Genomic DNA, 20,696 nt, shown 5'->3' with positions numbered 1-20,696 from the left:
CTAGCGGCTCTCCTCGGACGGCTCGTCCACCGGCTCGGCCGTCTCGGTATCCGGCTCGATGCGCGGTACCGGCTTGTCGGGCTGGTGCCACCAGGTCATGAGGCCAAGGTCGTAAGGCGGCGTGGTCTGCGGGTGCTCCAGATGGTTCCAGTACGCCACGCGCCAGGTCTTTATGTGCCAGTTCGGCACGACGTAGTGTCCCCACAACAGCACGCGATCGAGGGCATGGGCACGGGTGATGAGCTCCTCGCGCGAATCGGAGGCGATCAGCTTGTCGACCAATTGGTCGATCGCCGGGTCCGCGAGGCCGATGAAATTGCGGCTGCCCGGGTTGTCGGCGCTCGTCGAGTGCCAGTACTCGCGCTGCTCGTTGCCGGGCGAGTTGGATTGGCCGAAGCCGGCGACGATCATGTCGTAGTCGCGCGAGCGCAACCGGTTGATGTATTGCGAGACGTCCACGCGACGGATCTCGAGCTCGATGCCTAGGTCGGCGAGGTTTCGCTTGTAGGGCAGCAGGACCCGCTCGAAATCGGCCTGGACGAGCAGGAATTCGAGCTTAACGGGGTTGCCGTTCTGATCGACCATGCGGTCGTTCTCGATCTTCCAGCCCGCATCGAGAAGCAGCTGGTAGGCACGCCGCTGCTGGTCCCGAATGATGCCGTTGCCGTTGGTCACCGGCAGGGTGAAGGGCTTCTCGAAGACTTCGTCGGGAATCTTGCCGCGTAGCGGTTCGAGCAGCTTCAGCTCCTCCTCGCTGGGCAGGCCGCTCGAGGCTAGTTCGGAATTGGAGAAATAGCTCTGCGTGCGGGTGTACGCGCCGTTGAACAGGTGCTGGTTGGTCCACTGGAAGTCGAACAGGATGGCCAGCGCCTCCCGCACGCGACGATCCTGGAGCAGCGGGCGGCGCACGTTGAAGACGAATCCCTGCATCCCGGTCGGACTGAGGTTCGGGATTTCCTCCTTGACGATGCGTCCGTCCAGCACGGCCGGTACCTCATAGGCGGTGGCCCAGTTCTTGGCGCTGGTCTCGAGCCAGAAATCGAGGTGGCCGGCCTTGAACGCCTGGAGCGCGACGGTGTTGTCCCGGTAGTAGTCGTACACGAGGCGATCGAAGTTATAGAAGCCGCGGTTGACCGCCAGGTCCTTGCCCCAGTAATCCTCGACGCGTGCGTAGTGGATGGTGCGGCCGGGTTCGACGCGTTCGACGCGGTAGGGTCCGCTGCCCAACGGGATGTCCAGGCTGCCCTCTTCGAAGTTGCGGCCTTCCCACCAGTGCTTCGGTAGGACCGGCAACTGACCGAGGATCAGCGGCAGCTCGCGGTTGTCGCCGTTCTTGAAGTCGAAACGGACGGTCAGGCGATCCTCGGCGACCACGTTCTCTACGTCGGCGTAATAGACGCGGTAGAGCGGCTGACCCTGGCTGATGAGCGTTTCGAAGGTAAAGACGACATCTTCGGCGGTGACCGGCTCGCCGTCATGAAAGCGCGCCTGGGGCCGCAAACGGAAACGTACCCAACGATTGTCGGGCGCCTTTTCGATCGTCTCGGCGAGCAACCCGTACACGGTGAAGGGCTCGTCGAGGCTGCTGACGGTCAGCGTGTCGTAGATCAGGCCGATGTCCTCGGCCGGTACGCCACGGTTGATGAATGGGTTGAGCGTGTCGAAGCTGCCGAACCCGGCCTGGCGCAAGAGGCCGCCTTTCGGGGCGTCGGGATTCACGTAATCGAAGTGGTGGAAGTCGGCCGGGTACTTGGGCGGCTCGCCATAGAGCGTCAGCGCGTGTTGGGGTGCAGCCTGAACGGCCGTGCCCAGCGCCAGCAAGGCGGCCACGGCCAGCCCGCGCAGCCAAGCGGAAGTCATCATGGAGCCTTCTCCTCGTTCTTCAACCACCAGGCCCGCAACCCTAGCGTAAACGGCGGCGTGGTGATGTGTGCGAAGCGGTTCCGGTAGGCCAGTCGATGGTGATCGATGTACCAGTTCGGGATGATGTAGTGGTTCCACAGCAGAACACGATCGATCGCCCGGGCCGCTGCGACCTGCTCGTCCCGGGTCTGGGCGGCCAGCAGCTTCGTCAGCAGCGCATCGACGATGGGGTTCTCGACACCGGCATAGTTGCGCCCGCCCTTGACGTCGACCTGGCTGGAATGAAAGTACAGCCATTGCTCGAGACCTGGGCTGAGGCTCTGCGGCAGCGTCATCAGGATCATGTCGAAATCGTAGTGATCGAGCCGATGCTTGTACTGGGCGCGGTCGACGGTGCGCAGGCGCGCTTCGATACCGATCCGGGCGAGATTTTCCGCATACGGCTGGAGAATGCGCTCCAGCCCAGGGTTGACCAGCAGGATCTCGAAGGTCAGCGGCCGACCTTCGGCATCGCGCAGCACCTGGCCGGACGGCTTCCATCCCGCCTCGCCGAGCAAGTGGAGCGCATTGCGCAAGGTGTCCCGCGGAATTCCACGACCCTGCGTCTTGGGCAGCTCGAACGGCTCGGTGAACAGCGCCGGCGGCAGGGACTGACGATACGGCGACAACAGCAGCCATTCGCGCCCCTTGGGCAGCCCCGTCGCGGCGAACTCGCTGTTCGGGTAGTAACTCTGGCTGCGTTCGTAGGCGCCGTAAAACAGGGCGCGGTTGGTCCATTCGAAGTCGAACATCATGCCCAGCGCCTCGCGCACCCGGACGTCGTCGAATGGCGCACGACGACTGTTCATGAACAGGCCCTGGGTCTGGGTCGGGATCTGGTGCGGTATTTCGGTCCGGATCACGTCGCCGCGCAGCACGGCCGGGAACTGGTAGCCCGTCGCCCAGTTCTTCGATTGATGCTCGATGTAGAAGTCGAATTCGCCGGCCTTGAAGGCCTGGAACGCGACGGTGTTGTCACGGTAGAAGTCGACCACCACGCGGTCGAAGTTGTACTTGCCCCGGTTGACGGGAAGGTCCGCGCCCCACCAGTCCTTGACGCGCTCGAACACCAGGCGACGACCGGGCTGGACCTCGGTGATGCGATACGGGCCGCTGTTCAGCGGCGGCTCGAAGGTAGTCGCGGCGAAGTCGCGCCCTTGCCAGTAGTGCTGCGGCAACACCGGCAGCTCGCCCAGGCGCATGATCAGTTGTGGATTGTTCGGGCGGTCGAAGACGAAGCGGATGCGGTGTCGGTTGAGAATGTCGACCCGCTGCACGCCGGCCAGATCGGTGCGGTAACGCGGGTGGCCATCGGCAACGAGGGTGCGATAGGAGAAAGCGACGTCATAGGCGGTGATCGGCTTGCCATCGTGGAAGCGCGCTTCGGGCCGCAGGTTGAAGACCACCCAGCTCTTGTTGTCGCTGTACTCGACCGAGCGGGCGATCAGGCCGTAGCTCGAGGACGGTTCGTCGCCGGACGGATCATAGAAGCCACTTCCGACCATCAGCGGCTCGTTCAGCTCGAAAATGCCGTAATCGAGAAAGCCCGGCGTTCCGCTGGGGCTCGTGCCTTTGAAGGTATAGGGATTGAGCGTGTCGAAGGTTCCGGACGCCATCAGACGAACGGTGCCCCCCTTGGGGGCCTCTGGGTTGACCCAGTCGAAGTGGGTGAAGCCGGATGGGTATTTCAGAAGACCGAACTGCGCAAACCCGTGGCTTTCGACGAGCGAGGCCGCAGCAGGCAGGCTGACGAGAACGCTTGTGAGGAACAGAAGAAAACGTCGCATCAAACAGGTAATCCGCTCCAAGGGGCGGCTCGCGGTGTTGGGGCGGTACAGTAGCAGCTTGATCAGGCTGGAAAAAGGTCGGCCCTCTGGGCAGACTGCCATCAAATTCCAGCCACCCTCAGCGTCGAGATTTCCATTTGAGTGAGCGTTGTCATGACCTCGAGGCATGGCTCGAGCGGTTGAATCAAGCCGAGCTGCCGGCGCTGGCCACCGTGGTGGTGGAGCTGCAACGGGTGGCGCAGGAGCAGGACTCGTCGGTCAAGCAACTGGCCGATGTGCTGCTGCGCGACGCGGCCCTGACGTCGAACGTCTTGCGGGTCGGCAACAGCAGCTACTACAACCCCTCGCGGGAGCCGATCAAGACCATTTCGCGCGCCATCGTGCTGATCGGTTTCGAGAACGTCCGGTTGATCAGCCTTTCGGTCACGCTCATCGATGGCCTGCTGACACGCGCCCCGCGGCAACAGCTACAGGAGCTGCTCGCGCGCTCCTTTCATGCCGCGGTACAGGCACGCAACATCGCCGGCTACGTGCTCACGCGCAATCAGGAGGAGGTGTTCATTGCCGCGCTGCTGCACAACCTGGGCGAGCTTGCCATCTGGGGCTGTGGCGGCGAGCAGGCCGACGAACTGGCGCAGGCGCTCGATCGACCGGGCGAAGACCGCGACGAGGCGGTGCAGCGGATTCTCGGCGTTGGGTTCCGGCAGCTGACCCAAGGGCTTATCCGCAGCTGGAACCTGGGCGAGCTCGCCAGCCTGGCCTCTGGTACGGCGCGCATCGACGACCCGGCACTGCGCTGCATCAGTCTTGGCGTGCGCATCAGCGAGGCGGCACTGCAAGGTTGGGAATGCGAGGCGATGGAGCCGTTGATCGACGAAACGGCACGGCTGATCGGCGTGTCGCGCGAGGAGGCGCTGCAGCAGATCCTCACCAGTGCGGACGAGGCCGTGGATGTGGCGGCGACCTTCGGCGCGAGTCGCCTGTGCCGGCTGATACCCAACACCGATCCGGCGCAAATCAGACTGCAGCAGGAACAGCGGCGGGCGCGCTTGCTTCAGCCTGACCTGGTGCTGATGCAGCGCGCCTTGCAGGATCTCGGCATGATGGCCTCGTCGCGCGGCTCGATCGACCTGATCCTCGATACGACGCTGGGTGGCCTGCATCATGGCGTCGGGCTCGAGCGGGTCATGCTGGCGGTACTCGCGGACGGGCAGCGGCGCTTCCGTGCCCGTCGCGTGATGGGCGAAAACACGGAGCAATGGTCCGAAGGCTTCGACCTGCCGCTGGATCCGAGCGGCCAGGCCGATATTTTCAGCTTCGTCCTACGGGATCGGCAGCCCCTCTGGATGGGCGTTCCGGCCAGCTACGGTCTGGACGAACTCATCACCGAACCGATTCGTCGCACGATCGGCAAGGGCATGTTCTTCATCGCGCCGCTGTTGTCCGGCACGCGCAAGATCGGCGTGCTCTACGCAGATTGCCGACTATCGGGCCGTGCGCTCAAGCATGAGCAGTTCGTGGCGTTCCAGCGCTTCGTGCAACTGACGGGGCGTTGCCTGGAAGCGCTCGGCAAACGGGACTGAGGCTAAGGAAGGTAGAGCGTCAGCATCTGGCCTGGCTTGAGCAGGCGAGCGCTCGTTGGATTCCACTTCTTCAGCGCATCGAGCTCGACCTTGAAGCGCTTGGCGATGACGTACAGCGAATCGCCTTTGCGCACCTTGTAGTAGGTCGGCGAGTGGCTCGTCTTGGCCGTCTGACGGGTAGAGCCCTGCAGAAGCAGCGCCTGTCCCACTTTCAGGCTGCTGCCGGACAACCGGTTCCAGCGCTGCAGGTCACGCACCGAGACGTCGTGCTTCTTCGCGATGTCCCAGAGGTTGTCGCCGGATCTGACGCGATAGCTGCGTGGCGCGCTGGGCGCCTTGGCGAACAGGGTCGTCGCAGCCCCGTTGGGCGCCGGAATGCTGAGCACCTGACCGATGGCAAGGTGGTTGCTGCGCAGGCGGTTGGCGTCCTTGAGCGTCGAGACGCGCAAGTCGTAGCGCTTGGCGATGGCGGCGAGCGTGTCGCCAGGGCGCACCTTGTACTCCTGCCAGTCGACCAGTTGCTGTGGCTTCATCAGGGCGAGGTTGGCCGCGAGTAGCTCGGCCTTGTCGCTGGGTACCAGCAAGCGCTGGGGGCCGTCGAGGGTGATCCGGCGCGTGAAGGCCGCGTTGAGCTGGAACAGCTCTTCTTCGTCCAGGTCGGCGAGTTCGGCCACCCGGGCCAGATCCAGGCGCTGTTTGACCGGAATGGCGGCGAAGTAGGGCTCGTTGGCGATCGGATTGAGCGTGATGCCGTAGGCTTCCGGCGTGGTGACCAGCTGCGAGAGCGCGAGCAGCTTGGGCACGTAGTCCTTTGTTTCACGCGGCAGCGGCAGGTTCCAGTAGTCGGTCGACAGGCCGAGTCGCTGATTGCGCTCGATCGCCCGACTGACGGTGCCTTCGCCCGAGTTGTACGCCGCCAGCGCGAGCAGCCAGTTGCCATTGAACATTTCGTGCAGGCGAGAGAGGTAGTTCAAGGCCGCGTTGGTCGATGCCATGACGTCCCGCCGGCCGTCGTACCAGTGTGTCTGCCGCAGGTTGTAGTGAAGGCCGGTCGACGGAATGAACTGCCACAGGCCGACCGCGTTGGCCGGCGAATAGGCGAACGGGTTGTATGCACTTTCTATGACGGGCAGGAGAGCCAGTTCCAGCGGCATGTCACGCGCTTCGAGCTGTTCGACGATGTAGTGCAGATACAGCTCGCTGCGTTCGCTGATGATTTCGAGCGATTCGGGGCGGCTGGCGAACAACAGACGTTGCTGTTCGATACGCGGGTTGGCGTCCAGGTATTCCTGAAGCTGGAAACCGTCTCGGATGCGGTCCCAGATGTCGGAGTAGGCCGGGGTCTGGATGACGTCGGCATCCGTCAGCCAGATCGGCTCTCGCTCGAGGCTGCCGGTGTAGGCGCCGATGGCGTCGTCATCGACCGATGAGCGCGTTCCACCGCTTTGGCAACCCGCCAATGCGATGCACAGGGCAAGTGCCAAGGCGCGTCCGGAGGCTGCCAAAGCCTCCCTGTCGCGGCGTTCCTCTGGAGCTGGCGGCATTGGCTTCTGGGTCTCCGTGGACGTAAAAATGCCGCGATTCTAGAAACGCACTCGGCCAAGGGCAAGCTGACCGGCCCATTTTCGGGCGATGGGTCAAAGTTTCAGAAACGGTCCTTCCAGCGGCGCAGTGCCGCGAAGACGGCGACCTGCGACTCGGTGTCGCCGTCCAGATGGCGCCGGGCCGCGACGATTACCGCCGGCTGGTCGCACCGCAGGAAAGGGTTGGTCGCCCGTTCGCTCTCGAGCGTGGAGGGGAGCGTGATCATCCCGGCGGCGCGCTTTTCCTCGACCGAATGCAGCCGCTGAACCACGGCTGGGTTGTCAGGTTCGACCGCGACGGCGAAGCGCAGGTTGGACAAGGTGTATTCATGCGCGCAGAACACCTGGGTCTGCGCCGGCAGCGCGGCCAACCGCTCCAGCGAGGCGTGCATCTGCTCCGCCGTGCCTTCGAACAGCCGGCCACAGCCGCCGGCGAAGAGGGTATCGCCGCAGAAAAGCCAGCCGCCCGCGCCGACGCTCGCATAGGCGATGTGGTCGAGCGTATGGCCAGGCACCGCGATCACCTCGAACGCAGCCCCGAGAATTTCCAGCCGATCGCCACCCTGCACGCGCCGATCGACCCCGACGATGCGCTCGTTATGCGGGCCATGGACCGTCGCGCCGTAAGCCTCCTTCAGGGCCGGGACACCGCCGGTGTGGTCCGCGTGGTGGTGGGTGATGAGGATATCGGTCAGCTGCCAGCCGGCATGTCGCTCGAGCCAATCGATGACGGGGCCGGCATCGCCCGGATCGACCACGGCGCAGTGTCGGCTCCGCGTGTCCTGAAGCAGCCAGATATAGTTGTCGGAGAACGCGGGCAGGGCCTGGATGTCGAGCATGAGCAGGGTCGCCAAGTCGGAAGCAAAGGGGCATCCTAACCCCAGTTTCGAATCGGGCAAGCATCGTCTCGCCATACGAACGGAGGAGGCCAGCATGATCGATGAACCCTTCGCACAGGCCGACGAACCCTGGCTCGGCCTGGTCCGACAGGCACGGCAATGGTTCGACGGCCCGCTGGGCAGCCAGCTGCTCGCCGAGGAGACGCCCGTGCTCGAGGAGGCGCTGTCCCGCTGCTTCGGCAGCTATCTGTTGCATTACGCGCCCTTCGCGGACGCGTCGCTGAGCCTCAAGAAGATCAAGCGCGTCGTCAGGCTTGGGCCGCCGTTGCCCGGGGTGGAAATCGCCTGCGAAGAAAGTGCCTGGCCGATCGGCGAGCACGCCGTCGATGCCGTGGTGCTGCAGCACGGCCTGGATTTCAGTCTCGACCCGCATGCCGTCCTGCGCGAAGCCGCCCGTGCCGTCAGGCCGGGTGGGCACCTGCTCATCGTCGGGCTGAATCCGTGGAGCCTGTGGGGTGTGCGCCGTGCCTTCTCCAAGGAGGTCCTGGGCGAGGCCCAGTGCCTGAGCGCGTCACGCGTCGGAGACTGGTTCAGTCTGCTGGGGTTCGCGCTGGAGCATCGGCGGTTCGGGTGCTATTGTCCGCCGCTTTCTTCAAGCCAGTGGCAATCGCGCCTCGGCCGGCTGGAGCGGCTTGGTCAGCGCGTTCAGATGCCGACAGGTGGCTTCTATCTGTTGTCCGCACGCAAGTTGACGGTTGGCCTGCGTCCACTGCGGCAACAGCGCCAGCAGCGGGTCGGCAAGCTCATTCCGCTTCCGGTCGCCAAGGTCAGCAGGCGCGATACGCAATGAGCGGGACAGCAACGCAACATGAGCGACGACATCGTTGAGATCTACACGGACGGGGCCTGCAAGGGCAATCCCGGTCCGGGAGGCTGGGGAGCGCTGCTGATCTACAAGGGCGCCGAGAAGGAACTGTGGGGCGGTGAAGCGGAGACGACCAACAATCGGATGGAGCTGATGGCCGCCATCCGCGCGCTCGCCGAACTGAAGCGCCCGTGCCAGGTCCGACTCGTCACCGACTCCCAGTACGTGATGCAAGGCATCACCGAATGGCTGAAGAACTGGAAGAAGCGCGGCTGGAAGACCGCCGCCAAGCAGCCGGTCAAGAACGCCGACCTCTGGCAGGCCCTCGACGAGCAGGTCAGTCGGCACCAGGTCAGTTGGGAATGGGTCCGCGGCCACAACGGGCACCCCGGTAACGAGCGCGCCGACCTGCTGGCCAATCGCGGCGTGGTACAGGCCAAACGACAACCCATTGTTTAAAGAGAGCGATCGATGCGCAGCGTAGTGCTCGACACCGAAACGACCGGCATGCCGGTCACCGACGGCCACCGGATCATCGAGATCGGTTGCGTCGAGCTGAACGGTCGGCGCCTGACCGGGCGGCATTTTCACGTGTACCTGCAGCCGGACCGCGAAGTCGACGAGGGCGCCATCGCGGTACACGGCATCACCAATGAGTTCCTGGCTGACAAGCCGCGCTTCCGCGAGGTCGCCGATGAGTTCTTCGAATTCATCAAGGACGCGCAACTGATCATCCACAACGCGGCGTTCGACATCGGCTTCATCAACAACGAGTTCTCCTTGCTGCGGCAGTCGGAACGTGCCGACATCGCGCAGCACTGCTCTGTGCTCGATACCTTGCTGATGGCACGCGAGCGCCATCCGGGCCAGCGCAACAGCCTGGATGCACTGTGCAAGCGCTATGGCGTGGACAACTCGGGGCGTGATCTGCACGGGGCTCTGCTCGATGCGGAGATTCTTGCCGACGTCTACCTGGCGATGACCGGCGGGCAGACCCACCTGTCGCTGGCCGGCGACTCCGAGCTGGACGCCGGCGGCCGGGCGATCCCGACGGCGATTCGCCGGCTGCCAGCCGATCGACGCCGTACGCTCGTACTGCGCGCGAAGGATGAGGAACTCGCCGCCCATGCCGCCCGCATGGCGGCGATCGAGAAGGCGGCGGGGGCGTTGCCGCTCTGGGTCCAGCTCGAACAGCAGGCCGCGACGGCCGGCCAGCAGGATGTTGCCGAGCCGGCCTGAGCCGAACGCGCCTTTCGGGCCGGCGTTGTAGCTTCTACCCTGAAGGGGACTCCCTTCAGGACGGCTACATGTACAAAGACCTCAAGTTCTCCATTCTCATCGTCCACCGGGACATCAAGGCCGACACGGTCGCTGGCGAGCGCATCCGCGGCATTGCCGCCGAGCTCGAGCAGGAGGGCTTCGTCATCCTCCACACGGCCAGCTCTGCCGAAGGCCGCATCGTCGCCTCCACCCACCATGCGCTTGCCTGCATCCTCGTGGCCGCCGAGGGTGCGGGCGAGAATCGCCGCCTGCTGCATGACGTCGTCGAGCTGATCCGGGTTTCGCGGCGACGCGCACCGAAACTGCCGATCTTTGCGTTGGGCGAGCAGGTGACGATCGAAAACGCGCCCGCCGAGGCCATGGCCGACCTGAACGAGCTGCGCGGCCTGCTCTATCTCTTCGAGGACACCGTGCCGTTTCTGGCCCGCCAGGTGTCACGCGCGGCGCGAAACTACCTCGAAGGGCTGCTGCCGCCGTTCTTCCGCGCGCTGGTTCAGCACACCGGGGATTCGAACTACTCCTGGCACACCCCAGGGCATGGCGGCGGCGTGGCCTATCGCAAGAGCCCGGTCGGGCAGGCCTTCCATCAATTCTTCGGCGAAAACACGCTTCGCTCCGATCTTTCCGTATCGGTCCCGGAACTCGGCTCGCTGCTCGATCACACGGGCCCGCTGGCGGCCGCCGAGGCGCGTGCGGCGCGCAACTTCGGCGCCGACCACACCTATTTCGTGATCAACGGCACCTCGACCGCGAACAAGATCGTCTGGCATTCAATGGTTGCCCGTGGCGACATCGTGCTGGTCGACCGCAACTGCCACAAATCCATCCTGCACGCGATCATCATGACCGGTGCCATCCCCATCTACCTGACGCCGGCACGTAACGAACTGGGCATCATCGGGCCGATCCCGCTTGGCGAATTCAGCCGCGCCTCGATCGAAGCGAAAATTGCCGCCAACCCGCTGACCGCCGGGCGACCGCCGAAGGTCCGGCTCGCCGTGATCACCAACTCGACCTACGACGGGCTCTGCTACAACGCGAACCTGATCAAGCGGACGCTGGGCGACAGCGTCGAGGTCCTGCATTTCGACGAAGCCTGGTACGCCTACGCGGCCTTCCACGAGTTCTACGATGGCCGCTATGGCATGGATACCCGCGAGCAAGGCCCGCTGGTGTTCACCACTCACTCGACGCACAAGCTGCTGGCCGCGTTCAGCCAGGCCTCGATGATCCACGTGCTCGACAGCCAGGAGCATCGGCTGGATCGGGATCGCTTCAACGAAGCCTTCATGATGCACACCTCGACCTCCCCGCAGTACGGCATCCTGGCGTCCCTCGACGTCGCCTCCGCCATGATGGAAGGCCCGGCCGGGCGGTCGCTGATCCAGGAAACCTTCGACGAAGCCCTGAGCTTTCGCCGAGCGCTCGCGAACCTGCGTAGCAGCCTGGCCGAACACGACTGGTGGTTCAGCATCTGGCAGCCCCCGCTGGCGGACGGCGCCGAGGACGTGGCGACCGCCGACTGGCTGCTGGAGCCGGAAGCCGACTGGCATGGTTTCGGCGATGTCGCCGCCGACTACGTGCTGCTCGATCCCATCAAGGTCACGCTTGCCACGCCCGGCCTGACGGCGTCGGGCTCGCTCGGCGCAACGGGCATACCGGCGGCCGTGGTCAGTCGATTCCTGTGGGAGCGGGGCCTGGTCGTCGAGAAGACCGGGTTGTATTCGATGCTGGTGCTGTTCTCGATGGGCATCACGAAGGGCAAGTGGAGCACGCTGCTGACCGAGTTGTTGGAGTTCAAGCGCCACTACGATGCGAACGTTCCACTGTGCGATGCCCTGCCTTCGGTCGCCCAAAAGGGCGGCGCGCTGTACCAGGGCATGGGGCTGCGCGACCTGTGCGACGCGCTGCATGATTGCTACCGCGAAAACGCCACGGCCAAGGCGATGCGCCGGATGTACACCGACCTCCCGGAGCCCGCGATGCGGCCGGCGGACGCGTACGACAAGCTGGTCCGCGGCGAAATCGAGGCCGTACCGATCGATGCCCTGGAAGGGCGCATTTCCGCCGTCATGCTGGTGCCATACCCGCCGGGCATTCCGCTGATCATGCCGGGCGAGCGTTTCAGCGCCCAGACCCGTTCGATCCAGGATTACCTGCTGTTCGCCCAGCGTTTCGCCGAGGCGTTTCCGGGGTTCGATGCCGATGTGCATGGATTGCGCGATGACCCGGACGAAACCGGGCGGATCGTGTTTACCGTCGACTGCATCAGCGAAGGCGGGGCGAGTGCCAAATCTGCCGACGCATCAGGCAGTTAGCGAAACGATTCCAGCCTGCCCAGCTGTGTGCTGGGTCACAGGCGGGTAGATCGACTTTCGTCGATGCCTTGTTATAGTTGCCCGCCACGAAACCCGCGACAACAAAGAACGCTCGAGGTTCGCCGAGGATGTCAACGACACCGTATCAAGCCTTCCGCGTGACGCTTGAAGACAAGATCGCGCACGTAGCGATCAACCGTCCGGACAAGGTCAACGCGATGAACGCCGACTTCTGGCGCGAAATCATCGAAATCTTCCAGTGGATCGACGACACCGACGACGTACGCGTCGTGTTGCTTACGGGCGAGGGCAAGCACTTCTCGTCCGGCATCGATCTGCAACTCCTGGCCCAGGCCGCCGCCGGTCTGGGCGATGACGTCGGCCGCAATGCCGATCGGCTGCGTCGCAAGATTCTCGCCCTGCAAGCCTCCTTCAATGCGGTCGATGCCTGTCGCAAGCCCGTCATCGCCGCGATCCAGGGCTACTGCCTCGGCGGTGCGATCGACCTGATCTCCGCGTGCGACATGCGCTATTGCAGCCCCGATGCGCAGTTCTCCATCAAGGAAATCGACATGGGGATGGCCGCCGATGTCGGCACGCTGCAGCGACTGCCACGGATCATCGGCGACGGGCTCATGCGCGAATTGGCCTACACCGGCCGGATGGTCGATGGCGAGGAAGCGGCCCGGATCGGCCTGGTCAATCGGGTATTCGACAGTCACGAAGCGCTGAACGAAGGCGTTCGGGCGCTCGCCCGGCAGATCGCCGAGAAGTCCCCGATCGCCGTTCGCGGCACCAAGGAAATGATTCGCTACATGCGCGACCATCGCGTCGACGACGGGCTCGCCCACGTCGCGACCTGGAACGCGGCAATGCTGCAATCGGCCGACCTGCGGGTCGCGATGGCGGCGCATATGACTAAGCAGAAGCCGGATTTCGCCGACTGATGCACGGCATCGATGTTGCGCGGGAGGCGCATTAGGCATGGTCACTGGAGCCACATCGCTGGGCATGGTACGCGACGAGTTGTTCGCCACCATGGAAGAAGCCGAGCAGAGCCTCGAGCATTTCATCGTCGACAGGAACAACGGCAGCCTGTTGCAGCAGGCCGTGGAAGGGCTCCAGCAGGTTCGCGGCACGCTCAATCTCATCGAACTGGCCGGCGCCGAGCTGCTGGCGCAGGAGATCGTCCAGCTGGCCACCGACATACCGGTGGGGGCTGGCGAGGAGCGTGATGCCCATCTTGCGGCGCTGAGCAATGCGCTCTATGTGCTTGGGCGCTATCTCGAAGGCGTCGATGCCAGCCGGCAGGAAATGCCCGAAGTGCTGTTGCCGGCGATCAATGCGCTGCGAACGGCCAGCGGACAACCGCCGCTGCCGGAGAGCTTCTTCTTCAGCGCACGTCTCGATCAGGCGCGCCCGGAACGGCCATCCGCCGTGAATGCTGCGGCGAGCGGCGACGTTCGCCGGCTGCGCCAGATGTATCAGGTGGGCCTGCTCGGCTTCATTCGCGAAGACAACCTGCAGGCGGGCCTCAGGCTCATGACCCGGGCGCTTTCGCGGCTCGATGGCGTCCTTGGCGACCGCGCCGGTTCTCGGCTCTGCTGGATTGGCGCTGCCGCGGCCGAATCCCAGCTGGAAGGCCAGCTGTTGTCGCGTCAGTCGCGCAAACAGCTGTTTTCCCGTCTCGATCGGGAGCTGCGCCAGCTCATCGCATCGTCAGCTTATGAGCCGCCCCGCAGCCTGCTCAAGGAGCTGCTGTACCTCGTCGCGCTGGCCGAAAGCACGGGGCCGCTGGCGTCCCAGATGCGTGAAGCCTTCAACCTGTCGCCGCTGCCGTTCACCGACCACCTGCTGGAAGAGGAGTACCAGCGTCTGGCCGGCCCCGGACAAGCGGTGATGCGTTCGTTGTCGTCGGCCATCCGTGAGGAGTTGGCGAGCCTCAAGGACACGCTCGACCTGATCGAGCGCGGCGCCGCTCAGCCGGAGGCATTCAGCGGTCTGCACAGCCTGCTCGGCAAGCTCGCCAAGACACTCGGCATGGTGGGGCTGTCCTCGGCAGCCAACACGCTGCATGCGCAGCTTCCGGTGGTATCTGAGTGGTCCCATGAGCGAGCGCCCGAGCCGCTCGCCCTGCAAAAGCTGGCCGATGCGGTGCTGTACGTCGAAAGCATGGTGGCCAATCTCGAGCGCGGCGAGCGGCGGGATACCCGTCGGCAAATCGCACAGCCTGGCGCAGAGGCGGAAGCCTTCGCCAACCATCAGCTCACCGAAGCCCGCATCGTCGTACTCGATGAGGCGGCCGCTGGCCTGGCGCTCGCCAAGCGGGCCATCACCGCTTATCTCGAATCGAACGGCGAGAAGCTGCATCTGGCTAACGTGCCTTTCAGTCTGAACGCTGTCCGCGGCGGCCTCTGGTTCCTCGGCCAAGAGCGCGCCGCGGAACTGATCGGCGCCTGCGCCGACTATATCCAGAAGGACATGATGGAAAGCGCCCAGATGCCATCCGAACAGATGCTCGAAACCCTCGCCGATGCCCTGACCAGCCTCGAGTACTACCTCGAAGGCGGGGCGGCGCTACGGCATGATCAGGCGCGAGCGAGCGTTCTCGATCTGGCCGCGGACAGCGTTCGCGCGCTGGGCCTGCCGGTCGCCGCATGACCATCGCGCGCTGGCAACCCGCCCTGTTGGGCGCGCCGTCGACGGGCGCCTGGGCCTTGGTGCATTGCCAGCAGCAGTTTCTCGCCGATGCCAATGGCGTGCTGTTCCCGCGCGACTGGCTGAGCAAGCAGGACCTTCCCGTGTCCAGCGAGCACGGTCTCGGTCATTTCGAGGGGCGCCCCGTCTACCTGCTCGAGCTGATGGAGCCCGCCGCTTTGCCCGGCGCCTTCTGGCAGGGGTTGCGGCAATTCATGCTGCAGACCGATGACCACGAGCTGTTCCGCATGCTCGGCTATGCCGCGCAGATCGGCACCTGGGCGAGCCAGCATCGCTTTTGTGGCCGTTGTGGTGGGCCGATGCGCCAGCACGGTGCCGAGCGGGCCATGCACTGCGAGGCGTGCGGGCTGCATCAATACCCCCGGCTGTCGCCGAGCATGATCGTGCTGGTCCATCGGGGCGATGAGTTGCTGCTGGCACGCTCGCCCCGTTTCGCCTCGGGCGTGTACAGCACGCTCGCCGGTTTCGTCGAGCCGGGGGAGTCGGTGGAACAGTGTGTGGAGCGCGAGGTGTTCGAAGAGGTCGGTGTCACCGTCCGCGACCTGCATTACATCGGCAGCCAGGGCTGGCCGTTCCCCCACTCGCTGATGCTGGGCTTCCATGCCCGCTATGTCTCGGGCGAAATCGTGCCGCAGCCGGGGGAGATCGAAGATGCGCGCTGGTTCCATCTGGACGATCTGCCCCCCTTGCCGGCCAGCCGCTCCATCGCGCGCTACCTGATCGACCTCTACGTCGCGCAACGTCGCGGTACCGAACTGCCACAGCTCCTTGGCTGATCACGGCGCGTCCTGCGCCAACCCATGCATCTGATCGAGGGCGGCCCGGTAACGCCGATAGGCCTGCTCGTAGCGAAGGACGGCCTGCGAGTCCGGCTGCACGCCAGGTTCGTCGCCCAGGCCGACGCATCGCTGGCACAGCTCGGCCAGGCTGGCCTGCGGGTCGAGCGTACGGGCATGGCACCAGGCTACTTGTAACGCCGCGCCGAGGGCGCCGGCTTCGGTCTGCTGGCCCCGAACCACCTCGACCGCCAGCACGTCGGCGATCATCTGGGTCCAGACGGCACTGCGCGCACCGCCTCCGACCAGGCGCACCCGTCGGCACTCGATGCCGCTGTCCCGGAGCAGGTCGAAGCCATAGCGCAGACCGTAGGTCACGCCTTCCATCACGGCTCGGCAGAGATTGGGGCGCGACAGGTTGTCGATCCGCATCCCGGTCAGCGTTCCGGTCGCATTCGGAAGCGGCGGAACGCGCTCGCCGTTGAAATAGGGCAGCAGCGTCAGGCCGTCTGCGCCGATTGGCGCCTGCGCGACCAGCGCCTCGAAATGGTCGAGCTCGACTCCGAGCAGTTCGCGCACGGCGGCGTTGGCGTTGGTCAGGTTCATCGTGCAGATCAGCGAGAGCCAGCCGCCGCTCGACGAGCAGAAGGTGGCGACCGCAGGGTGCGGGCTGATGGCTGGCGTGTCCGAGTAGGCGTACAGCGTGCCGGATGTACCCAGCCCCACCGTGACCGAGCCGGGGCTGATGTTGCCGGTGCCGATGGCCGCCATCATGTTGTCACCGCCGCCACTCGAGACGAGTACGCCGGGTGCGAGTCCGAGCAACGCTGCGGCTTCCGGGCGCAGCTTGCCGGCAGGTCCGTCGGGCTCGATCAATGTCGGCAGTGCCCGCTCGAGGCGGCCGGCGGGGTCGATGTGCCGGAGCAGCTCACGATCCCAGCGCCGTGCCCGCACATCGAAGTAGCCGGTACCCGACGCATCGCCGAACTCGGTGACGCAGCGCCCCGTCAGCCAGAAGTTCAGGTAGTCGTGCGGCAGCAGAATGTGGGCGGTGCGCTCGATCAGGTCGGGGTAGTGCTCCAGGGTCCAGAGCAATTTGGAGACCGTGTAGCCCGGCGCGATGGCCACGCCGAGCCGCGCCAGGGAGCCTTCCGGGCCGCCGAGCCAGTCGAGCAGCCGCTCGTTCTGCGGCGTCGACTCGGTGTCGCACCAGAGCTTGGCCGGACGCAGCGGCTGGCCCCTTTCGTCGAGCAGGACCAGGCCGTGCTGTTGCCCTGAAACGCCCACGCCCCGTATGCGCTCGCCATCCAGGCCGGCCCGGGCCAGCGCCGTGTGCGTCGCCGCGACCAGCGCATCCGTCCATTGGCGCACGTCCTGCTCGCGCCGGCCGTTGCTGCCGCTGAGCAGCGAATGCGGGGCGGCACCTTCGCCGAGCACCTGGCCGGTGTCTGCGTCGAGCACCACCGCCTTGGTGCCCTGGGTGCCGCAATCGATGCCAAGAAACATGCGGCCTCCGCTCAGCTCAGCAATTTGCGCAGCGTGCCGGCGACGCCCAGCGTGCGCAGCCAGGCCAGGTTGCGTTCGAAGGCATCGCGGAACGCCTCGGAGCGAGGAATGAGCGTGCCGAAGATCTCCTCACGCGCAAGCAGGCGCTCAGCCAGACCGTCATCTTCGGCCACGAGCGACTGGCAGAACGCGGCGCGCGGGTCGGGTATCGCATAAGGCTGACCTCGTTCATCGACGCCCTTGAGGTACCGCGCCCAGGCCGCCACCACCAGCGCGGCGCGATCGAGCGGGGCGCCATCGCGGATCAGCCGTTCGATGGTCGGCACGCTGAATTTCGGGAATTTCGATGAGCCATCGGAGCACACCCGCTCGAGCTGGTCGGCGATGGTTCGGTTCGAGAACCGCTCGATCAGGGTGTCCTTGTAGCGCGCCAGGTCGATGCCCGGAACGGGCGCCAGCTGTGGGGTGACGTCGAGGTCCATGTACTGGCGGATGTACGCGACGATCAGCGGATCGGCCATCGTCTCGTGCACGTAGCGATAGCCGTGCAGCCAGCCCAGGTACGTCAGGGCGAGGTGGCTGCCGTTGAGCAGCTTGATCTTCATCTCCTCGTAAGGCGCCACGTCGTCGGTGAACTGCACGCCGACCTTGTCCCAGGCCGGCCGGCCATTGACGAAGCGATCCTCCAGCACCCACTGAACGAACGGCTCGCAGACCACCGGCCAGGCGTCGTCGATGCCGTGCGAGTCCAGCAGCCCTTGCCGATGGCCTGCGCTGGTCATGGGCGTGATGCGATCGACCATCGCATTGGGAAAGCCGACCTCCCGATCGATCCACTGCGCCAGTTCGGCGTCGCGCAACTGGGCGAAGGCGAGCAACGCCTTGCGGGTGACGTCGCCATTGTGCGGAAGGTTGTCGCACGACATCACCGTGAAAGGCGCGACACCCGCCGCGCGCCGGCGCTGCAAGGCCTCGCACAGCAGCCCGAAGACGCTCACCGGTGCCTGTGGGTTGGCCAGGTCGTGCTGGATCTCCGGCAGGTCGGCGCGGAACGCTCCGGTGCTGTCGTCCATGCAGTAGCCGCCCTCGGTAATGGTCAGCGACACGATGCGGATCGTCGGATCGGCCAGCCGGGCGACAACCGCCTCGCAGGCGTCCTCGACCAACAGCATGTCGCGGATCGCGCCGATGACCCGCACCTCGGTGTCGGGGCGATCATCGAGTTCGACCAGCGTGTACAGATAGTCCTGGCCGGCGAGCGCGTCGCGCATCGCCCGCTCGGGCGCGCGCGTGCCGATGCCGCAGATGCCCCAATCGAGGCCGTCGCCGGTGTTCATGAGCGCATCGGTGTAGGCGGCCTGGTGGGCGCGGTGGAAGCCGCCGACGCCAATGTGGGCGATGCCCGTTCGGACCGCGGCGAGGTCATAACCCGGCCGCGCGACGGCCGGCGGGAGCTGGGGCAGGGTGGTGAGGCTGAGCTTCATCGGGACTCTCATTGACTGCGTGTTGTCTGCCGGCCGTCGGCCGGCGTCTGCATGTTCAGGCGACCTGCTGCTGCAAGGGTTGGCCGATGGCCTGCCCCTGGCTGTCGAACAGGTGGCAGTGATCGCTTTCGAGGGTGAGGTCGAGTTCCTGCCCGTACCGCGGGGTGAAGTCGCCACGCACCCGCATGGTCAGGCTCTCGCCCGAGCGGGTGCGAACGTGGCAGTAGGTGTCGCTGCCCAGGCGTTCGCCGACATCGGTCTTGACCTTGAGATGACAGCGCTCGTCGCTGCTGCGGTGCAGGTGTTCCGGGCGGATGCCGAGCGTGACGTCGCTTCCGCTCGTCAGCCCGGCGGCCTGCAACGGCAGGCTCAGGCGGCAGCCGGCGTCCAGCTCGACTTCGCAGCCTTGCGCGCCGACGGAGGCGATGCGGCCACGCAGGAAGCCCATCTTCGGCGTGCCGAGAAAGCCCGCGACGAACAGGTTGGCCGGGCTGTGGTAGAGCTCCATCGGCGAGCCGACCTGCTCGATCCGCCCGCCATTGAGCACCACCACCTTGTCGGCCAGGGTCATGGCTTCGACCTGGTCATGGGTCACGTAGATCATGGTGGCGTTGAGTTCCTTGTGCAGGCGCGCCAGCTCCAGCCGCATCTGCACCCGCAGCGCGGCGTCCAGGTTCGACAACGGCTCATCGAACAGGAAGACCTTGGGGTTACGAACGATCGCCCGGCCGATCGCCACCCGTTGGCGTTGCCCGCCGGAGAGCTGCCGCGGCTTGCGGTCGAGCAGCGGTTCGAGTTCGAGAATGCGCGCCGCCTCCGAGACCTTGCGGGCCACCTCGTTCTTGTCGGCCTTGGCCAGTTCGAGCGCGAACGACATGTTCCGGCGCACGCTCATGTGCGGGTAGAGCGCGTAGGTCTGGAAGACCATCGCCAGGTCACGCTTGGCGGGGCTGACATCGGTGATGTCGCGCCCGTCCAGTTCGATCTGCCCGCTGCTGACTTCCTCGAGCCCGGCGATCAGGCGCAGCAGCGTCGACTTGCCACAGCCGGACGGGCCGACGAAGACGACGAACTCGCGGTCCCTGACGTCGAGGTCGATGCCCTTGATGATCTCGACGTCGTCGAACACCTTTTTCAGATTGCGGATCTTCAGATCAGCCATGGGGATGCTCCTTCGAAAGCCGCGGCGATCGGGCGCCGCGGCGTGATCGTTCACTTCACGGCGCCGAACGACAGGCCGCGGACGAGTTGTTTCTGGCTGATCCAGCCGAAGATAAGAATCGGTGCGCAGGCGAGCGTCGAGACCGCCGAGAGCTTGGCCCAGAACAGCCCTTCAGGGCTCGAGTAGGAGGCGATCAGCGCGGTGAGCGGGGCGGCGTTGGCGGAGGTCAGGTTCAGCGACCAGAACGCCTCGTTCCAGCACAGGATCAGCGAAAGCAGCATGGTCGAGGCGAGCCCACCCTTGCTGATGGGCAACAGGACCTTGACCATTTCCTGCAGCGTGGTGGCGCCATCCATGCGGGCGGCTTCGAGGATGTCCCGCGGGATGTCGCGAAAGTAGGTGTAGATCATCCAGACCATGATCGGCAGGTTGATCAGCGTGTAGATGATCACCAGCACCGTGCGGGTATCGAGCAGGCCGAACTGCTTGGCCAGCAGGTAGATCGGCACCAGCACGCCCACCGGCGGCAGCATCTTGGTGGAGAGCATCCACAGGAGCGTGCCCTTGGTGCGCTTGGTCTCGAAGAATGCCATCGAGTACGCCGCCGGAATGGCGAACAGCATGCCCAGCGCCGTCGCGCCGAAGGAAATCACCACCGAGTTCCAGGCGAAGCGGAAATAGCCGCTGCGGTCCTGGATATGCAGGTAGTTCTCCAGCGTCGGCGTGAAGAACAGCTGCGGCGGGGTGGCGAAGGCGTCGATCTCGGTCTTGAAGCTGGTCAGCACCATCCAGAAGATCGGAAAGAACAGCAGCAGCGCCACGATCCAGGACACGCCCCCGACCAGCAGGGTATTGAGGCGGCGACTTTGTTTGAGCGTCAGCATCGGTCAGC

At 65.3% G+C, this 20,696-nt stretch carries 16 protein-coding genes; 8 read left to right on the top strand and 8 right to left on the bottom strand.

The annotated features are described in order from the left end of the window. Complete coding sequence (locus tag D7325_RS09435; protein ID WP_425452294.1) at positions 1-1,860, bottom strand: extracellular solute-binding protein; 1,860 nt, start codon at positions 1,858-1,860, stop codon at positions 1-3. Next, positions 1,860-3,689, bottom strand: a complete 1,830-nt coding sequence (locus D7325_RS09430; protein ID WP_120995301.1) for an extracellular solute-binding protein — start codon at positions 3,687-3,689, stop codon at positions 1,860-1,862. Before D7325_RS09430 ends, D7325_RS09435 begins: the two co-directional genes overlap by 1 nt. Before the next feature lie 137 nt (positions 3,690-3,826). Between D7325_RS09430 and D7325_RS09425 the strand changes: the two genes are divergently transcribed. Beyond that, positions 3,827-5,272: an HDOD domain-containing protein gene (locus D7325_RS09425; RefSeq protein ID WP_120995300.1), complete on the top strand. Its 1,446-nt coding sequence runs from the start codon at positions 3,827-3,829 to the stop codon at positions 5,270-5,272. Between the two features lie 2 nt (positions 5,273-5,274). On the opposite strand, the gene D7325_RS09420 is transcribed toward D7325_RS09425, so the two are convergent. Beyond that, the gene (locus D7325_RS09420) at positions 5,275-6,816 is read right to left on the bottom strand and encodes a lytic transglycosylase (RefSeq protein ID WP_120995299.1); all 1,542 of its coding nucleotides are present in this window, start codon (positions 6,814-6,816) and stop codon (positions 5,275-5,277) included. A 101-nt stretch (positions 6,817-6,917) separates the two neighbouring features. Then, the gene (gene gloB, locus D7325_RS09415; RefSeq protein ID WP_120995569.1) at positions 6,918-7,694 is read right to left on the bottom strand and encodes a hydroxyacylglutathione hydrolase; all 777 of its coding nucleotides are present in this window, start codon (positions 7,692-7,694) and stop codon (positions 6,918-6,920) included. Between the two features lie 94 nt (positions 7,695-7,788). Between gloB and D7325_RS09410 the strand changes: the two genes are divergently transcribed. From D7325_RS09410 to nudC, 7 genes are all read left to right on the top strand, one after another. Next, a complete protein-coding gene (locus D7325_RS09410; protein WP_120995298.1) occupies positions 7,789-8,544 on the top strand; it encodes a class I SAM-dependent methyltransferase in 756 nt (251 codons plus the stop codon). Between the two features lie 18 nt (positions 8,545-8,562). Beyond that, the gene (gene rnhA / locus D7325_RS09405; RefSeq protein ID WP_120995297.1) at positions 8,563-9,018 is read left to right on the top strand and encodes a ribonuclease HI; all 456 of its coding nucleotides are present in this window, start codon (positions 8,563-8,565) and stop codon (positions 9,016-9,018) included. 12 nt (positions 9,019-9,030) lie between these two features. Continuing rightward, positions 9,031-9,798: a DNA polymerase III subunit epsilon gene (dnaQ, locus tag D7325_RS09400; RefSeq protein WP_120995296.1), complete on the top strand. Its 768-nt coding sequence runs from the start codon at positions 9,031-9,033 to the stop codon at positions 9,796-9,798. A 68-nt stretch (positions 9,799-9,866) separates the two neighbouring features. Then, positions 9,867-12,158, top strand: coding sequence for an Orn/Lys/Arg family decarboxylase (locus D7325_RS09395; RefSeq protein ID WP_120995295.1), 2,292 nt, complete (start codon positions 9,867-9,869; stop codon positions 12,156-12,158). Positions 12,159-12,286: 128 nt separating this feature from the next. Then, a complete protein-coding gene (locus tag D7325_RS09390) occupies positions 12,287-13,105 on the top strand; it encodes a crotonase/enoyl-CoA hydratase family protein (protein ID WP_120995294.1) in 819 nt (272 codons plus the stop codon). A gap of 37 nt (positions 13,106-13,142) precedes the next feature. After that, a complete protein-coding gene (locus D7325_RS09385) occupies positions 13,143-14,819 on the top strand; it encodes a FimL-related protein (protein ID WP_120995293.1) in 1,677 nt (558 codons plus the stop codon). Next, entirely contained in the window at positions 14,816-15,652 is an 837-nt protein-coding gene (nudC, locus tag D7325_RS09380; RefSeq protein WP_120995292.1) for an NAD(+) diphosphatase, read from the top strand. Before D7325_RS09385 ends, nudC begins: the two co-directional genes overlap by 4 nt. Here nudC and xylB read toward each other — a convergent pair whose 3' ends face one another. Genes xylB through D7325_RS09360 form a run of 4 tightly spaced genes read right to left on the bottom strand, consistent with a single transcriptional unit; the run spans position 15,653 to position 20,688 of the window. After that, positions 15,653-17,158 carry a xylulokinase gene (gene xylB / locus D7325_RS09375; protein WP_120995291.1) on the bottom strand — a complete coding sequence of 502 codons (1,506 nt, stop codon included), beginning with the start codon at positions 17,156-17,158 and terminating at the stop codon, positions 15,653-15,655. An 11-nt stretch (positions 17,159-17,169) separates the two neighbouring features. Further along, the gene (locus tag D7325_RS09370; RefSeq protein ID WP_120995290.1) at positions 17,170-18,642 is read right to left on the bottom strand and encodes a mannitol dehydrogenase family protein; all 1,473 of its coding nucleotides are present in this window, start codon (positions 18,640-18,642) and stop codon (positions 17,170-17,172) included. 55 nt (positions 18,643-18,697) lie between these two features. Beyond that, complete coding sequence (locus tag D7325_RS09365) at positions 18,698-19,804, bottom strand: ABC transporter ATP-binding protein (protein ID WP_120995289.1); 1,107 nt, start codon at positions 19,802-19,804, stop codon at positions 18,698-18,700. A 50-nt stretch (positions 19,805-19,854) separates the two neighbouring features. Beyond that, the gene (locus tag D7325_RS09360) at positions 19,855-20,688 is read right to left on the bottom strand and encodes a carbohydrate ABC transporter permease (RefSeq protein ID WP_120995288.1); all 834 of its coding nucleotides are present in this window, start codon (positions 20,686-20,688) and stop codon (positions 19,855-19,857) included. Positions 20,689-20,696: the final 8 nt, after the last annotated feature.

This window comes from Stutzerimonas urumqiensis, from assembly GCF_003640395.1.
Lineage (GTDB): Bacteria > Pseudomonadota > Gammaproteobacteria > Pseudomonadales > Pseudomonadaceae > Stutzerimonas > Stutzerimonas urumqiensis.
The sequence above is the reverse complement of the archived record's forward strand: the minus strand, read 5'-3'. Positions and strand labels throughout refer to the sequence as shown.

What these genes read in the sequence shown, in the direction of transcription:
- D7325_RS09360 (WP_120995288.1), bottom strand. Translation starts at nt 20,688, where the DNA reads ATGCTGACGCTCAAACAAAGTCGCCGCCTCAATACCCTGCTGGTCGGG.
- D7325_RS09430 (WP_120995301.1), bottom strand. Translation starts at nt 3,689, where the DNA reads ATGCGACGTTTTCTTCTGTTCCTCACAAGCGTTCTCGTCAGCCTGCCT.
- rnhA (WP_120995297.1), top strand. Translation starts at nt 8,563, where the DNA reads ATGAGCGACGACATCGTTGAGATCTACACGGACGGGGCCTGCAAGGGC.
- dnaQ (WP_120995296.1), top strand. Translation starts at nt 9,031, where the DNA reads ATGCGCAGCGTAGTGCTCGACACCGAAACGACCGGCATGCCGGTCACC.
- D7325_RS09390 (WP_120995294.1), top strand. Translation starts at nt 12,287, where the DNA reads ATGTCAACGACACCGTATCAAGCCTTCCGCGTGACGCTTGAAGACAAG.
- D7325_RS09385 (WP_120995293.1), top strand. Translation starts at nt 13,143, where the DNA reads ATGGTCACTGGAGCCACATCGCTGGGCATGGTACGCGACGAGTTGTTC.
- D7325_RS09420 (WP_120995299.1), bottom strand. Translation starts at nt 6,816, where the DNA reads ATGCCGCCAGCTCCAGAGGAACGCCGCGACAGGGAGGCTTTGGCAGCC.
- D7325_RS09435 (WP_425452294.1), bottom strand. Translation starts at nt 1,860, where the DNA reads ATGACTTCCGCTTGGCTGCGCGGGCTGGCCGTGGCCGCCTTGCTGGCG.
- D7325_RS09410 (WP_120995298.1), top strand. Translation starts at nt 7,789, where the DNA reads ATGATCGATGAACCCTTCGCACAGGCCGACGAACCCTGGCTCGGCCTG.
- xylB (WP_120995291.1), bottom strand. Translation starts at nt 17,158, where the DNA reads ATGTTTCTTGGCATCGATTGCGGCACCCAGGGCACCAAGGCGGTGGTG.
- nudC (WP_120995292.1), top strand. Translation starts at nt 14,816, where the DNA reads ATGACCATCGCGCGCTGGCAACCCGCCCTGTTGGGCGCGCCGTCGACG.
- D7325_RS09365 (WP_120995289.1), bottom strand. Translation starts at nt 19,804, where the DNA reads ATGGCTGATCTGAAGATCCGCAATCTGAAAAAGGTGTTCGACGACGTC.
- D7325_RS09370 (WP_120995290.1), bottom strand. Translation starts at nt 18,642, where the DNA reads ATGAAGCTCAGCCTCACCACCCTGCCCCAGCTCCCGCCGGCCGTCGCG.
- gloB (WP_120995569.1), bottom strand. Translation starts at nt 7,694, where the DNA reads ATGCTCGACATCCAGGCCCTGCCCGCGTTCTCCGACAACTATATCTGG.
- D7325_RS09395 (WP_120995295.1), top strand. Translation starts at nt 9,867, where the DNA reads ATGTACAAAGACCTCAAGTTCTCCATTCTCATCGTCCACCGGGACATC.